We start from the raw sequence: 16,450 nt of genomic DNA, 5'->3' as shown, positions 1-16,450 counted from the left end.
TTCTACAGTAATTTTTCTATTTCATGTCGTTTTCCCCAATCTTGTCTGCGATTCATAAAAGGAGAGCGTTAAATGGTTTGCTTTTTTTTTTACACTCCGTCAGTTTTGCGGTTTCAGTAAAACTGTCAGAAGAGCACTGAATTCTTTTCATATTTCAAATTATTGAGATGACAGGTTCAAGGTTTCCGGTAGAATTGTAAGGATGACAGAAAACAAACTGGCGATTGATTTTGGAAACTCGAACACCGTCCTGGCGCTATGGAACGAAGCGTTACAGACCACAGAAACCATCTCCCTACCGGAATTCAGCGATGGCTCTGATTTTTTGATTCCATCTCTGATTCATTATGAATCCGATGGGAATCAGCTCATTGGCAATCAAATCATCTCCCGTAATTTGCTTTCCTCTCCGCACACATTTCGGTGGATGAAACGATACATCAGCTTACGCAGTCCATATCAAATTCAAATTGGTAACATGAGAATCAATGCGCAACAAGCAGCCGAAGATTTTTTGAATGCGCTGAAACTTGCAGCAACAGATACATATACCTTCCAATCTGATGAAATTACACTAAGCGTTCCCATCGAGTCCTTTGAGTATTATCAAAATTGGTTAATGTCCTTAACCGATCGACATCACGCAGAAAGAATTCGTATCGTAGATGAGGCATCTGCAGCTGCTGCAGGTTATGGAGAAAAAGTTCATCCCGGGGAAGTTTTCCTCTTGTTTGATTTCGGTGGCAGTACAATGCAGACAGCTATCACTATAGCTGAGGAATCCGAGGGATCAGGTAATCGATTTTGCAGAATTCTGGGCAAAGCGGGATGCAGCATCGGTGGAGCTGTCATCGATCGATGGATTTACGAAGAAGTTTGTAGAGAAAACGGATTATCTCCGCATCAACCTGAAGTGATACAAAACAGTTGCACTCTATTAAGCCTGTGTGAAAAAGTGAAACAGCAATTATCCGCACAAGAGTCTGTTGAATATGCATTCACTCTTTCCAATAAGAGGACGATAACCAACCTGTTTACAAGGAAAAAGCTGGAAAATATCCTGTCGGAGAACCAGCTTGTTGAATCGGTTCATCGACTCGTCAAGGATGCAGTGATGCAAGCGGCAGATCACGGTTATCCGGTTGAATCAATCAAGAAAGTCATTCCGGTTGGTGGAAGTTGTCTGATTCCAATGATCCAAAAAACACTGATTGATCAATTTGGAATAGAAAAAATGGCTTTTGGAGAGCCCATGGGAGCTGTAGCCCGCGGAGCGGCCTGTTTTGCCGGAGGTCTGGAGATTTTTGATTTTATTCAACATGAATACGCAGTTCGCTACCGGAATCCCGCCAATGGAGCGTACGCGTTTCACACGATCATCAAGCGACGTACTCGCTATCCAACATTGGAACCCATATCAACACTGACCATCAAAGCAGCCTTCGATCAGCAATCTTTGCTCGGCTTGGCAATTTACGAAATCAGCAGCCAGTCCTCATTCCCATCTGGTCACTTTGAAATCATGTTCAACGAAAATGGTGAAGTCCGGATTTTTCCGACAGAACAAGAAGAAAATGATTCCCACTTATTTTATTGGATGAATGAACAAACCCCTTCATTTCTGGTTGCCAATCCACCTGCTGCAAAGGGAGAAGCACGTTTTTCAGTTGAGTTTGAAATCGACAGCAATAAGATGCTGCTGATTTCTGCTTTCGATTTGAAAAACGGCGAGAAAGTATTTTCGCGATTTCCAGTGATCAGACTCACCTGATTTGCAACGATTCGAATTATGAGAGGGATTATTTATTATTGTGTTGTTTTTCCGCTGAGAGCAAAAACAACACAACCACAAGTTTTCGTCCCTTACTCAAAAAACAAGTTTTTATTACGAATCGTTAATCGAATTGTGCCCGTCAGAAAACGGATATAATCGATTGAAGAGGAAATTACACTGAAGCAATAAAAAGCGGGCTTTAGGCAAGAACAGGTGAATCATGATCAATTTAGAAGAAATCGAAGTTATCATCGGGGAAAATGGAAAGATCCAGATTCATGTACGCGGCATCCCTGGAAGAACCTGCCTTGATTCGACAGCTGGATTAGAAGCCCTTTTAGGAGATAATATTGCCAGTCGGGAAATGACGCCCGAGTTTTTTGATCAGCCGATTGCAATGAACATTCTAAAAAAGGAAAATGTGAAAATCGTTCGAAAATAGATGGATTTGAAGCTGAATTACTTTCTGAAGAGAAGCAGCGCGAACGGGCCAGGAATTCGGGCAGTTATCTGGACGCAAGGTTGTCTGCAAAATTGTCCGGGATGCTGTAATCCGCAAACCCATCCGATGCACCAAGGTTATCGGATGTCAGTGACTAAACTTATGCAAGAAATTATGAGACTTGGCAGCGATATTGAAGGCATTACCATCAGCGGCGGTGAACCTTTCCTTCAGGCAGAGGCACTAAACTGTCTGCTTCTTGAAATCAAACAAACAACCTTGCTGTCGGTACTCATTTTCAGTGGTTACGAGAAAACGCTGCTTGATACGGTACCTCTGTATCGCGCATGCCTGAAAAATACTGATGTGTTGATCAGCGGCCCCTATCAAAAGGATGTGCAACCTGATTACAATCAGTTTTGTGCATCAGGCAATCAGAAACTTTTCTTATTAAGCAGCCGTTATCAGAAAGAAGATTTTAATAATCTTATGACCAATGAGATATTTATCCAGGAAAATGGAACCATCATCATGAGCGGATTAGGCAGGATTGAGGGAATTCAATGATACAACAGATCTTTTTATATATTCTTATATTTATCATTTCAGCCTATTTATTATATAAAATTATTGAGAGACATCTGATTAGCGCTTACTATTATCAAAAAGTTGATCATTTTCGAAAATTCCCGATTCAACCCGGGGATATTGTCTTTTTGGGAGACAGCATTACAGATTTCGGCCCTTGGGAAGAAATCTTTCCGGAATATCCGGTAAAAAATCGCGGCATCAGCGCTGATACAGTCAAAGGCGTTTACAAGCGCATAGATCAGATTATTGAGGGAAAGCCGTCAATCGTTTTCTTGCTGATCGGGACGAACGATTTAGGTTTCTGGCTCTCTCACAACGACCGATTTATTATAAAATACTATCGGATGATTCTTCAGGAATTTCGCGAGAAAACTCCACTGACAAAAGTATACATTCAGTCGATTTTTCCGCGGCACAAGAGTTTTTCCAAACGTATTATCCGCCTCAATAAAAACCTGGAAGAACTTGCAAGTTCCTATGGATATGAATTTATTGATCTGTTCTCACACCTGGCTAACGAACAGGGTGCGTTGAAAGACCAGCTTTCGAATGATCATCTCCACCTCATGGCCGAAGGGTACCAGATTTGGACTGACGTCATCCGGCCATTTTTTCCAAATAAACAATGAGAGAAAATTAGTTATTTAGTAGCTTTTGCACAGAACACAAGAACAACACAATAACAAGTTTTATCAATTGATTCGAAATGTTTTTTGATATTTCGCATCGCTGCTTAAAAGCTGTTTTTTTGTATGTGATAAAATTGCTATTATTCGCGATTCAGCCCGATGGTTTTGGGAGAAAGAAAGCATCATGAACATAAATAAAAGAATGAACCGACTCTTTACGATGTTGATTTTTGCTGCATTGCTGTTCTCAGGCTGCAGAAATATTCCGCATGATCCAACAAAAACGCCGACGATGAGTGAAGCAGAGATGATGCAGGCGGCACAAGAAACCGCATCCGTAATCCTTGCGATGACTCAAACCCAGGATGCAATCCTCCACCCGTCCGCAACACCGCTACCTACCGACACTCCCACACCGGCATTTACTGCTACCAGTGCGCTGCCTGCGATTCCGCCAACAGCCACTAAAGAAACTTTACCCTATTATTCAGTAGGGAATAAAAGCTGCTATGTCCAGCAAAAGGGCGGTGGCGTGCAATCCGCCTATGTTCCATTCGACCAACTCTATCTGGAAGTATGTTATGAAAACCAGGGCTCCGGAACATGGAACCAGAACTTTTCCTGTAAAGTGATAGTAAATGATGGTGGTTCCACTTCTCCGCAATCGGTTCTGCTTGGAAAAACGGTATCTAACGGGCAGAAGGCTTGTTTCAGCTTTAACCAGAATATGGCAGGTCACGAATTAGGCAGTCATTACTCACAATTTGCGCTGACCGATGATAGCGGAAATATCCTCACTAACGGATATCAAAGCTGCTATTGGACAGTTCAGTAATTTTTTACGTGGAGTTTTATGAAAAAGAATATTTTTTTCATCGGTGTTATCATAACCGCTTTGACAGTCGCTATGGCATTGGCGGCAACCCCAAAACCTCAATTGACAATGGATGAACAAAATCTGATTGTCGATTCCGTGATCCAAACCATTAACCCGCAAGGAATGATGGATTCCATTGTTGCAACTGTTGAGGCTCGGGTATTATCACAATTGGGAAATCCATCGAATGCTGCAGCCAGTTCACCAATACCACCCACAACAGCTCCAACTGCGACGGTTGCATCAGCCACTGCCATCGCATCTCCCACTGTTGCAGCGCCCACCAAGACCGCGATAAAAACCGGAGAAACCAATCCCGATGGCAGTTATAAAGGTGTGCATGCAAAATTTGTCAACTCCTACGCTTACACGGTAGGTGGTGATCAAGGGGAACTCAAGACGTTTGAGACAGAATATACTCCAAATGTCCTCTTCAATATCGATGTGGTGTTCGAAAATGACGGGGATACCGTCTGGCCGGCTTTGATCGAAATGCGCAATGTAGCAACATCGGGCACCTATACCGGTCATTCCCCTAACGTGATTGTCGATACAACCTACGAGCCTGTCGTTCCTGGTGGGAAACGGGCATTTTCGATTGCCGCACACGGTAGCGAAGACCTGGGATATCATACCTTTTACTTTCAACTATATGATGGTGTTTCAGGCAGCCTGATCGGAGGAGGCAGCGGTTCTTTCAGCTATCTGGCAAAATAATTTTATCTGTAAAAAATTCTGATTTGATACAGCAATTCAAAATATGGACTTGCTATTCAAATCAATCGGGTAAAACTTGTTGGTATGAAGTTTTTGAATCAAAAAAAGATGTCCGAAGCAATTTTCGGACATCTTTTTTTTCTAAATTCCTTGATCCGCAAACCCTGCATGAATACCTCGAATATGAAATCAATGGAGATTTCCAGCGTGCTGATTTTGAAACAATTATTGTTTCCCGAAGCTTGAATTACAGCTTTTTCGACGCTTAACAATAGTTCTATCCTGTATAATAATATCTAATATACTTGCTATTTTAATTAGTATTGCAAGATTTTTTATAATTATTATCAGTTGCTTTATGAACAGATTTATGGAATTCATCCATTATCATTTTCCTAAATTCGCTGCGGGAATCTATTGTTTGGCTATATTCCTGTCGTTTGGAAGTAAAACTTGCGCACATTCCATCACACAACAGGAAACCGTCTGGCAATTAGCGTTTTGGGCGAATCAGGAACCTGCATGTAACATCACTGTGAAAGGAGATGGAATCCCTTCATCTTTTGAGATTGAAGCAGCATGCGGGAAAGAAATTGCGAATTTATGGTACACCACACCGGCTTGCAGCCATCCGTTTTTTCGTTCTGAAAATGTAAATGATTGCAGCGGCCTTTTTCTTAGAAAGATCTGGCAGAAACAGGTCTCAGACCCGGATCAACAGAACATGCTTGAAACGAAGGATCCCCTTTTCTTCATTCACGGTTGTGAACCTTCCGACCGCTGTAACCAACTTCCGGTTGTGATTTTCCAAAACAAATCATCGGACCGTAATGACCCATCATCCACCGTTCGTATCAAAATTGGTACTTTTGAAGGTGAATGTGCTGAAGATGAATGTCAGATGGAACTACCAATCACCAGTGAAGAAGGGAAATGGGTGGAATTCTGGTCACTTTCTCCGGATGGGATACAAGGAGTCCATGACCGTTTTAAATATCGGGCTGCGATTGTTTCAAATTCAAGCAGTCCGATATACCAATTTGATTTGATCAGTACTGCATATCCGGAAGCAGCTCCCTTCTGTTCGGATATCTGGCAAGTCTTTCCTCAGCTTAACCTGCAAAATCAAAAGATCTATGAAGCGCCATTCTCATCTGATTTTCTTACAACCACCTTTCATCTGAGCATTTTAGCTGGAAAGATTATTACGCATGGATTGGTGGATACCAGTCATTGCAATAATTATGGCCTCATGAGCGATGGATCTGCAAATGGATGCGGCGAGAAAGTAAGTGCTGACATGATCTTTACGATGCAGAATCAATATAACGATTTGCTCTTTGAATCAGGAATTCGGAATCATGTTCCACCGCGCATCATCAAGGGTATGATTGCGCAGGAATCACAATTCTGGCCGTATTCGGAAATTGATAACGAATACGGACTGGGGATGATCACGGAGAATGGTATTGACCTCCTGCTGCGCTGGAATACGCCCTATTATATGAAGCTCTGCAAAGCTGTTTTTCCACAAAAAGCCGATCGATGTGAGATCCAATATTCAGAGCTTCCAGCAATGGAACAACAACTATTGCGCGGTAGTGCTCTGCAAAAAATTGGAACGTATGAAGAAATCGATCTGCTTGGTGCTGTGATTCGAGCGAGCGCAGCACAAGTCAACCAGATCATCCAAAATATTACTGGATCAGATTGCGAACACACCGCATCCTACGAAGATTTATGGAAATTTACAATAGCCAATTATTATTCAGGCAGCGGCTGTATCCAGAATGCCATGCGGATCACAGCAGCTTATCAATATGCATTAACCTGGGATCACGTCCAGAATTTTCTCAGCGGCATTTGCAATCATGCAAAAGCATATGTGGAAAATGTGTATATTTTTGGTAATTTATGAATAAATTCGGCAATACCAAATGTGGAAAAGATGATTGGAGTTTGTTCCTTTAGGATAAATCATCTTTTATCCCCATGTATATTAAGGCTTTTTTTCTCTAATACTTAAGATTGCTTCGTCGGGCTGGCGCCCTCCTCGCAATGACAATTTGCCATGTGCGTTCCCCTGAGCATCTCGAATTAGTTACTTGAAATCACCAAATTCGAGCGTAAAATTGGGCTTTTTTTCAATAAGTGAGAAACTCAGGAGAGCTCTACAGCTTTGAATCCTCGTATTGCGAGCCACACAGGAGCAAAGTTAGTCATGACAAATGCTGCGAAGCAATCGACTACCACATGCGTATTAAAAAGAGCTGATTAGAAATCAGCTCTTTTTGCATTGCATAAGAAATAGATATATTATTTCGACGATTTTGTTTTGGAAAGAATATCGGAAGCGACAGCAAAAATCACGACCAGACCTTTGACGATCTGTTGGACATCCGAAGAAATTCCCATCAATGACATACCGTTATTCAGAATACCCATGATTAAACCGCCAACCAGCGCTCCCATGATCGTTCCGATACCGCCTGATGCGGATGCACCACCCAGGTAGCATGAAGCAATCGCATCCATTTCGAAGTTCTGGCCTGCCAGAGGACTGGCTGAATTTAAGCGTGAAGAAAAAACGATACCCGCAACAGCACTCATGAAAGCCATGTTGACAAAAATTCCGTATCGAACGTTGCGGACTTTGATACCGGAGAGTTCAGCTGCCCTGGCATTACCCCCAAGCGCGTAAATGTGACGGCCGATTGTTGTATTGTTCAATATGAAGGTGTAAAAAATTGCAAGAACGCCCACAATGACCAGAACAAAAGGAATACCCTTATATAAAGCAAGCCGCCAGGAAACCAACAGAATTGCCGCTGAAATCAAAGCTACTTTGAATAATATCGTCCCGATTCCAGAAGCTTGGAATCCATATTTCAATTTTTGTCGGCGTGTACGCAATTCGCCAAGCAATACCAGAAAACAAAGAATGGCAGCTATTACCATCGTTGTAATATTAAGTTTACTTTCCTTCCCAAGAATCTGCGAAATATAATCGGGTATATATCCGGAGGAGATTTGGACATAGGAATTTGGCAGCGGAGCTAATGTTTTACCCTGCAGTAAAACCAGTGTTATTCCACGGAAGATCAGCATACCGCCTAATGTGGCAATAAACGGCGGTAAATTAACAATTGCAATCCAGAATCCCTGCCAAATACCGATAATCAAACCGCACAGAAGACAAACGATTAAAGCAAGCCAGACCGGTTGTCCCCAGCGATACATCATGATGCCTGCAATGGATCCAATAACTGCAACGACAGAACCGACAGAGAGGTCAATGGTGCCAATTAAAATCGGAAGTAGCATACCAATTGCCAAAACCAGGACATAACCATTCTGCATGATAATGTTATATACATTCATCGGTTTGACAAATTTTCCACCGGTAGTTGCATAAAAGAATAACACCAGGACCACCATAACGATGATCATTCCATACTGTCGGATGTTTGCTTTGAATGATTTATTGATCTGTTCCATGTTCTGACCTCTCTCTGGTATCCGTTAATATTTTCTCCATAATATTTTCCTGCGAAATTTCATCACCTGTTAATTCTGCAATTATGTGACCTTCATTCAGTACAAAAATCCGATCACACATACCGAGCAATTCTGGCATTTCAGAAGAAATAAAAATTACCGCTTTCCCTTCTTCAACAAGTTTGTTCATAAAGCTGTAAATCTCATATTTCGAACCGACATCGATACCTCTCGTCGGCTCATCCAGGATTAATACATCCGGATTTGCAAACAAACCGCGGCTGAGCATGACTTTTTGTTGATTTCCACCGGAGAGTGTTCCCGCTGTCTGCCAGATACCGGTCGATCGAATTGCCAGTCGGTCACGGTATTCTTCCGCCACTTTAATCTCTTCATTCTGATTGATTACGCGGCCGTTGCTGATTGTCTGAAGGTTTGCAATTGTAATATTATGTCGAATATCATCAATCGCATTTAATCCGGAACCTTTCCTGTCTTCAGTCAAGTACATGATTCCCTTGGAAATCGCATCCGAAATATCGCCCAACACAATTTCTTGTCCGTTTTTTATGATCGTACCAGAAATATTTTTCCCGTAAGCCTTGCCAAAAACGCTCATTGCCAATTCCGTACGGCCTGAACCCATCAATCCAGCGAAACCGACTATTTCACCTTTCCGTACATTGAAATTCGCATTCTCAATGATTTTCTTTCCTTCAAAAAGCGGATGTTCTACATTCCAGTTTTTTACTTCGAAACAGACTTCACCGATTTTTGGAACGCGTTTCGGATAACGATCTTTCATTTCCCGGCCAACCATCCCTTTAATAACGCGAGCTTGCGTGAATTCGTCAATGCCTTTATAAAGTGTTTCAATCGTTGTACCGTCACGAATAATCGTAATCGCATCAGCAATTTTCTCCACTTCATTCAGTTTGTGAGAAATAATGATGCAGGTAACACCTTTTTCTTTCAAACCGCGAATGAGTTCCAGCAAATGCTCACTGTCCTGATCGTTCAAGGATGCAGTCGGCTCATCCAGAATGAGGAGCCGCACATTTTTTGCCATTGCCTTGGCAATCTCAACCATTTGTTGTTTGCCGACACCGATATCCTTAATCAGTGTTTCTGGATTTTCATCCAATCCAACACGATTCAACATCTCAATCGCTTTATTGTGGCATTCATTCCAATCGATAACTTTCAACAGCCCCACTTTTCTTGCTGTTTCATTTCCGAGAAACATGTTTTCAGCGATAGACAGATACGGGATTAAGCCTAATTCCTGATGGATAATGACGATTCCAACTTTCTCACTATCGCTCAGACTGTGAAATTCACATTCCTTTCCATCATAGATAATCTTTCCCTCATAGGTTCCGTATCCATACCAGCCGCTTAAAATGTTCATCAGCGTTGATTTGCCGGCACCATTTTCGCCAACCAATGCATGAACTTCGCCTTCTCGAACCTGTAAATTGACATTATCGAGTGCGCGGACACCAGGGAAATCCTTAATGATCGATTGCATTTCCAGAAGTATCTTTTCCATTAAGCTTTTCTCCTTCACATTTATGGAATAACCTGATATGGGTCAGGTTGTTTATTTTAGATTTATCAGGCTGAAATGATGATTGCAAAGGGATAAATTATTAAATGATTTCGGTCGCTTCGATGCTATAGTCTGCAATTAATATTTCAACTTGTAAAAATAAAATTCAGTAATTCGAATTATAAGATAGGATTCTTTGTTGTTGTTATGTTTTTGCGCTACGCGCAAAAACATAACAACAACAATTTTTTCCCGATTGATTCAATCAGCAAATCTATATTTAGAAACGCTGAACAAAAACTGCATCAAGTGATCAAGTATAAATTGAAGGCAGTATGGCTACCCACACTGCCTTCGTATCGATTCTAAATTACCCGATTATTTCGCGGCTTCTGCTGCTTCCGTAATCTTTGCATAAGCTTCTGGATTGGTTTCTTTGCTATAGTAGCCAGAGTCAAGCAGAATTTCTTTGTAGTTATCTACATTCGAGAATACTGGATCGCACAGGAAGGAAGGAACAACTTTGACGCCGTTGTCATAATCTTCGGTATTATTGACTTCAACTTCAGCGCCGGAAAGAATCTGACCAACCATTGTAACAGTGCGTGCTGCCAGTGTGCGGGTATCTTTGAAAACGCACATGGACTGTAAACCTTTGATAATGTTGACGGTATTCGGGATATCGCAGTCCTGACCAGTGATGATCGGCCAATTTTCTTTTGTGAAACCGGCAGCGGTCAGGGAGTTTGCAATACCAAGGGCTAAGGAGTCATTCGGGGAAAGAACGACATCCAATTTTGTTCCGCTGGTATACCAACCGTTAATCAGAGTATCCATACGAGCCTGGGCATCATCAGTACCCCAGCCAAGAATCGCGACGGTTTCGAAATCTTTCTGACCGGAAGGATTGACAAGTTTTCCTGCGTCAATATATGGCTGCAGCACATCAATTGCACCCTGATAGAACAAGTGGGCGTTGTTGTCGTCCGGTGATCCACCGAAATATTCGATGTTGAACGGGCCGGCAGCATTGTCGAGATCAAGGGCTTCTTTAATGAATGTACCCTGGATTGTACCTACTTTGTAGTTGTCAAAGGAGGTATAGTAATCAACATATTCGGTTCCAGTGATCAGACGATCATATGCGATTGTCTTAATCCCGTTTTCTGTTGCGGTTTTCAGAACATCACCCAATGCGCCGCCGTCGATCGATGCAATAACCAACACGTCACAGCCTTCTGTAATCATGTTTTCAATTTGTGAAATCTGCATCGCAACATCATTGTTTGCGTATTGAAGATCAACTTTATAGCCTGCTGCTTCCAGTTGAGCTTTCATGTTATCACCATCCTGATTCCAGCGCTGGAGACTGTTGGTAGGCATAGCTACACCAACTAATTCACCTTCTGCAAATACAGGGGCAAAAGACATAAGAACTGCTAATGCTAACAAAACAACAACTAACTTTTTCATTTATACCTCTCCTTTATTAATTTATTATCCCGGAAAAATCCGGCATAAATTAGACAGTATAGAATTGTAATATTATTCTGCATTTCGTATAGTACCAATCATCATGTTATATTTCTTAAATTTATACATATATTCATAGAAAAATAAGATAAAAGCGCTCGTTCAGGATCAATGACCAACACTGCTTTTTCCAAAAACATGATGATAAATCTATTGCAAATTGTTAAAGTCCAATTTTAACCGAAAATAATCAAATTTACCTTAATATCAAATGATTACAGCAATTCGAAATATGAGGTGGAGTACTGGTTGTTGTGATGTTTTTGCGCTTCGCGTAAAAACATCACAACAACCAATTTTTCCCGATTAATTCAAACAGCAATTCAGTATTTCCAATAACGAAAATATTACAAAGTCGTCAACTGATCAAATGAATTTTTCAAATCTGCGTACAGCTTTTGATATAACGGATACGCCCGATCATAATAATTCGAATTTTCTGCAATTGGATCCTGCACCACATCACTATGGATTAAAGCTTCGCAAGCCTCTGGCACTGAATGGAACAATCCCGCTCCAACACCAGCCAGAATAGCGACGCCCAAAGCAGGTCCTTCCTGCGTATCGACAGTTTTTACACGGCAATGATAATTGTCCGCCAGCATTTGCCGCCATAATGGGCTTTTACCGCCGCCGCCGCAAGCCATCATCTCAGAAATTTCAACATTCATCTCACGCAGAATTCGGATGCTGTCCCGCAATGAATAGCTCACACCTTCCATGACCGCACGAATGAGATGTGGACGTCGATGCATACCGGACAAACCAAAGAATACACCCCGGCAATTCGGATCCAGGTGAGGCGTCCGTTCCCCATTCAAATATGGGAGATAAATCAGACGTTCCGATCCTAAGGCTACTTTTTCCGCTTCTGCACCCATTACGACATAGGGATCGACTCCCAGCTTTTCAGCCTCAGCCATTTCCGGAATACACACATTATCCCGCAGCCATTTAAGCGATAGCCCGGCAGCCTGATGGACACCCATAACATGCCAGGCTCCCGGAACCGCACAGCAGAATGTATGAACGCGTCCTTTCGGATCAATCGTGATACTGGAGGAATGCGCAAAAACCACACCGGAGGAACCGATTGTTGTAAAAGCAAGTCCATCCCGAACTACGCCGGTGCCGACTGCCGCAGCGGCATTATCACCTGCGCCACCAACAACCGGAGTACCAGGTTTCAATCCAGTTTCACCAGCAGCTTTATTCGTAAGGACGCCTGTAATTTCCGGAGATTCATAAACCTTACCGAGCAGTGATCGATCGATGTGCAGTTTTTGCAATACTTCTTCAGACCAGCAGCGGTTGGGCACATCGAGCAACTGCATACCAGATGCATCGGAGACTTCCGTTGCAAACTCGCCGGTAAGTCGATAGCGGATAAAATCTTTAGGCAGCAATATGTGAGCACATTGTTCATAAATCGCCGGTTCGTTATTCCTGACCCAGAGGATTTTTGAAGCAGTAAAACCGGTAAGAGCGGGATTTGCAGTAATTTCGATCAGCCGTTTTGCTCCGACAGCTTCCGTAATCTGCTCGCATTCTTTCGCAGTTCTCTGATCACACCAGATAATTGACCGGCGTAAAACATTCCCATCCTTATCCAGCATGACCAGACCGTGCATTTGTCCGGAAATACCCAGGCCTTTAATTTCAGCAGGATTGACTTTGCTTTGATCAAGAACAGCTTTAATACTGTTTTTTGCAGCATTCCACCAATCTTCCGGTTCCTGTTCCGCCCAGCCATTATGTTCCTGATATAAAGGATATTCGAAGGTTACTGAACCGAAAATTTTTCCTGTTTCGTCAAACAGAACGGTCTTTGTCCCGGTTGTTCCAAGATCTACACCAATCAAATACGCCATAGGATTATCCGAATAATACTTGATTAATAACGCCCTCCAGGTATTCCTGTCGACCGCTCTGATTCGTTTTCACATCGCCTTGCTCAAGCGCATATTTTTCCAGTTCCTGAATTGTGACAGTGCCATTAACAATTTTCTTGCCGATTCCGCTCGAATAACTGGCGTATCGTTCTTCAACGAACTTGTCAATCCGACCATCTTTGATCAATTTGTCTGCAAAGCGCAGGCCCAACGCCATGGAATCCATCCCCATAATATGAGAAATGAAAACATCCTCCGGCTTGAAGGAAGCACGTCTCGCCTTGGAGTCAAAATTCAAGCCACCGGTTGTGAATCCTCCGGCTTTAATAATTTCGTAAAGCGCCAGCGTTGTATCATAAACATCATTCGGGAATTGATCAGTATCCCAGCCTAACAGCAAATCGCCGGTATTGGCATCCACAGATCCGAAAAATCCTTCGGTTCTGGCAACGCGCAGCTCATGTTGAAATGTATGGGTTGCAAGTGTCCCATGATTTGCTTCCAGATTCAGTTTCATATCCAGACCATATTTCCGCAGGAATCCAATGACAGTCGCCGCATCAAAATCATATTGGTGTTTGGTTGGTTCCTTCGGTTTTGGTTCGATATAATAGGCGCCTTTGAAGCCGATGCTGCGGCCATATTCCGTTGTCAGTTTCAGGAAACGAGCCATATTATCAACTTCCAAACCCATATTGGTATTCAGCAGTGTGTCATAGCCTTCGCGTCCACCCCAAAATGTATATCCAGAGGCATTTAAACGAACAGAAACTTCAATTGCTTTCTTTGCCTGGGCTGCAGCATATGCAAATACGTCCGCGTTGCAGGACGTTCCAGCTCCGTGCATATATCGCGGATTATTGAACATATTAGCCGTTCCCCATAAAAGTTTTTTGTCATACTCTTTCATCAGGGATTCGAAGAGATCAACCATGACATCCAGATTCTTGTTCGACTCGCTGAGCGTTGTCCCTTCCGGAGCAATATCCCGATCATGAAAAGCAAAAAATTCAATACCCAGTTTGTCAATGATTTCAAAAAAAGCATAAGCCTTGGCTTTTGCTAAATCCATCGGATCAGTATTCCCAAAGGTCTTATCCGCTGTTGCAGCGCCAAACATGTCCGACCCTGCAGCACAGATTGTGTGCCAATAAGCAGCGGAGAATCTTAATTGATCCTTCATTTTCTTTCCGGCAATCACTTCTTCCGGATTGTAGAATTTATATGCCAGCGGATTGTCACTCGCGGCACCTTCGTATTTAATTTTTGGAATACTCGGAAAATATTCTTTCATGTGATCCCTTCCCAATTCATCGATTCGATTTCGAAAAAAATTGTGCACGTGCACGTTATTGTAATCTTTAATTTTATAAATCTTCGCAATTTGGTCAATCCGTCTTATGTAACTATTATCCTATGACATTTTTACATCAATAATTAATGAAGGGTTTCTACAATTTAGCTCTCAGCTATGAGAAAAAACTCGCAATTTTGTAAAATTTGTTCGATGCGCAAATACAACGCATCAGCGAGTGATTCTTCGTAAAGTTCGAATCACAGATAATAAGTCAAATGTTGTATCGGATTTTTACATTCAATTCGGTATAAATATGATTTGTCTTTGGTACCTGATTATTCATCAGCGCATCAAACAGGATTTTTATACTCTGATAACCCTGTTCGAACGGCTGCTGACAGATTGTGGATTGCACAATTCCATTTCGAATGCTTTCAATGACTACTGGCGTCATATCAAAAGTAAAGATTTTGAATTTTTTTTCCAAGCCAAGTTCTCGAACTGCCCTTAATCCGCCGCTTGTTCCGCCGGCATTAAAACATAATGCATTCATCTCAGGGTGTTCCAGTAACATTTTCAAAGTTTTCTCATACGCAATTTCATCGTTATCTTCTGCTTCGATAATATCAACAATGCGGCTTTCCGGATATTCACTGGCTAAAACACTGCGGCATCCTTCAATACGTTTGCGGTGTCCTTCCAGATTATTGGTGCAGGCAATAACACCCAATAAGGCTTTGCCACCGGTAACAAATCCGATCATCCCGCCTAATGTTTCTCCACTCTTATAGTAATCGCATCCAATGTAAGCTAAATAATTCACATCAGCCAGATCCAGATTGAAACAAACGATTCGGATTCCCGCAGCAATTAATCCATTTAATTCATCTCGTATGGATGGATTGCTGACGGGAGTAATTGCCAGCGCATCCAGACCATCTTCAACCAGAGACCGGATCAAACTCAATTGCTGTTTGGGATCATAGCCCTTCATTTTTTTTACTACCACATTCACACCAAAATCGAAAATTTCCTGCTTTGCCGCATCAATTCCCGCCAGAACATCGTCAAAAAAAGGGTTCCCTTCACTGTTAATGATGACGCCGATGACTGTGGGTTTCCGATGCGTTGCCAATGCTTTGGCAACGACATTGGGTCTGTATCCCATCGCATTTGCAATTTCCTTGACACGTTTGGCTACTTCTTTATTCACACCTGGGCGATCATTCAGTGCACGGTCCACAGTTCCGCGGGAGACATTTGCAATTCGGGCAATTTCTTTTATGGATCCAGGCATTTTTTCCTCTCCGTAACAAACCACGGCAATTTATTTAAAGAAAGACGCTAACCGTTGTTCAGATTCAGTAATTTAAAATATCGACTTGTTATTCGAATCAATCGGACAAAACTTTTTGTTGTGGTTTTTTTGTGCAAAGCATAAAAACTTCACAACAATCAAGAGTCCAATCGATATTTCGAATTGCTGGTTCTGACTTTTTTACAGATGAAATCAGAAAATGTTTTCTTTTAACAAGTATATATCGATTTTTGGTAATCGTGCACGTTCACAGCATTTCGAAATTTGAAAAGAACAATTTTTTTTCTTGATTGATTCGAAACGTTAATCCTTTTTTCGAACAGCCGGTGT

At 42.0% G+C, this 16,450-nt stretch carries 13 protein-coding genes; 7 read left to right on the top strand and 6 right to left on the bottom strand.

Annotated features, from left to right (window positions below; all coding sequences use genetic code 11):
- Positions 1-202 precede the first annotated feature (202 nt).
- The 7 genes from ATC1_RS03570 to ATC1_RS03540 all read left to right on the top strand — a co-directional run bounded on the left by ATC1_RS03570 (position 203) and on the right by ATC1_RS03540 (position 6,948).
- Entirely contained in the window at positions 203-1,771 is a 1,569-nt protein-coding gene (locus ATC1_RS03570; RefSeq protein ID WP_062278449.1) for an Hsp70 family protein, read from the top strand.
- 223 nt (positions 1,772-1,994) lie between these two features.
- On the top strand, positions 1,995-2,216 hold the full coding sequence (locus tag ATC1_RS03565) for a DUF2997 domain-containing protein (RefSeq protein WP_062278447.1): 222 nt from the start codon (positions 1,995-1,997) through the stop codon (positions 2,214-2,216).
- A complete protein-coding gene (locus ATC1_RS03560; RefSeq protein ID WP_062278445.1) occupies positions 2,217-2,783 on the top strand; it encodes a 4Fe-4S single cluster domain-containing protein in 567 nt (188 codons plus the stop codon).
- Positions 2,780-3,436 carry a GDSL-type esterase/lipase family protein gene (locus tag ATC1_RS03555; protein WP_062278443.1) on the top strand — a complete coding sequence of 219 codons (657 nt, stop codon included), beginning with the start codon at positions 2,780-2,782 and terminating at the stop codon, positions 3,434-3,436. The genes ATC1_RS03560 and ATC1_RS03555 overlap by 4 nt, the downstream gene beginning before the upstream one ends.
- Before the next feature lie 184 nt (positions 3,437-3,620).
- Positions 3,621-4,271: a hypothetical protein gene (locus ATC1_RS03550; protein WP_062278441.1), complete on the top strand. Its 651-nt coding sequence runs from the start codon at positions 3,621-3,623 to the stop codon at positions 4,269-4,271.
- A gap of 18 nt (positions 4,272-4,289) precedes the next feature.
- On the top strand, positions 4,290-5,030 hold the full coding sequence (locus tag ATC1_RS03545; protein WP_062278439.1) for a hypothetical protein: 741 nt from the start codon (positions 4,290-4,292) through the stop codon (positions 5,028-5,030).
- A gap of 358 nt (positions 5,031-5,388) precedes the next feature.
- On the top strand, positions 5,389-6,948 hold the full coding sequence (locus ATC1_RS03540; protein WP_152024211.1) for a hypothetical protein: 1,560 nt from the start codon (positions 5,389-5,391) through the stop codon (positions 6,946-6,948).
- Between the two features lie 398 nt (positions 6,949-7,346).
- Here the strand turns inward: ATC1_RS03540 and mmsB are convergent, their stop codons facing one another.
- From mmsB to ATC1_RS03510, 6 genes are all read right to left on the bottom strand, one after another.
- A complete protein-coding gene (gene mmsB / locus ATC1_RS03535) occupies positions 7,347-8,528 on the bottom strand; it encodes a multiple monosaccharide ABC transporter permease (protein WP_062278436.1) in 1,182 nt (393 codons plus the stop codon).
- On the bottom strand, positions 8,512-10,080 hold the full coding sequence (mmsA, locus tag ATC1_RS03530; RefSeq protein WP_062278434.1) for a multiple monosaccharide ABC transporter ATP-binding protein: 1,569 nt from the start codon (positions 10,078-10,080) through the stop codon (positions 8,512-8,514). Before mmsA ends, mmsB begins: the two co-directional genes overlap by 17 nt.
- 378 nt (positions 10,081-10,458) lie before the next feature.
- The gene (chvE, locus tag ATC1_RS03525) at positions 10,459-11,553 is read right to left on the bottom strand and encodes a multiple monosaccharide ABC transporter substrate-binding protein (protein WP_062278433.1); all 1,095 of its coding nucleotides are present in this window, start codon (positions 11,551-11,553) and stop codon (positions 10,459-10,461) included.
- Positions 11,554-11,960: 407 nt separating this feature from the next.
- Entirely contained in the window at positions 11,961-13,484 is a 1,524-nt protein-coding gene (gene xylB, locus ATC1_RS03520) for a xylulokinase (protein ID WP_062278431.1), read from the bottom strand.
- Between the two features lie 4 nt (positions 13,485-13,488).
- The gene (gene xylA / locus ATC1_RS03515) at positions 13,489-14,799 is read right to left on the bottom strand and encodes a xylose isomerase (RefSeq protein WP_062278429.1); all 1,311 of its coding nucleotides are present in this window, start codon (positions 14,797-14,799) and stop codon (positions 13,489-13,491) included.
- Positions 14,800-15,073: 274 nt separating this feature from the next.
- On the bottom strand, positions 15,074-16,099 hold the full coding sequence (locus tag ATC1_RS03510) for a LacI family DNA-binding transcriptional regulator (RefSeq protein WP_062278427.1): 1,026 nt from the start codon (positions 16,097-16,099) through the stop codon (positions 15,074-15,076).
- Positions 16,100-16,450: the final 351 nt, after the last annotated feature.

Source organism: Flexilinea flocculi, from assembly GCF_001192795.1.
Lineage (GTDB): Bacteria > Chloroflexota > Anaerolineae > Anaerolineales > Anaerolineaceae > Flexilinea > Flexilinea flocculi.
The sequence above is the reverse complement of the archived record's forward strand: the minus strand, read 5'-3'. Positions and strand labels throughout refer to the sequence as shown.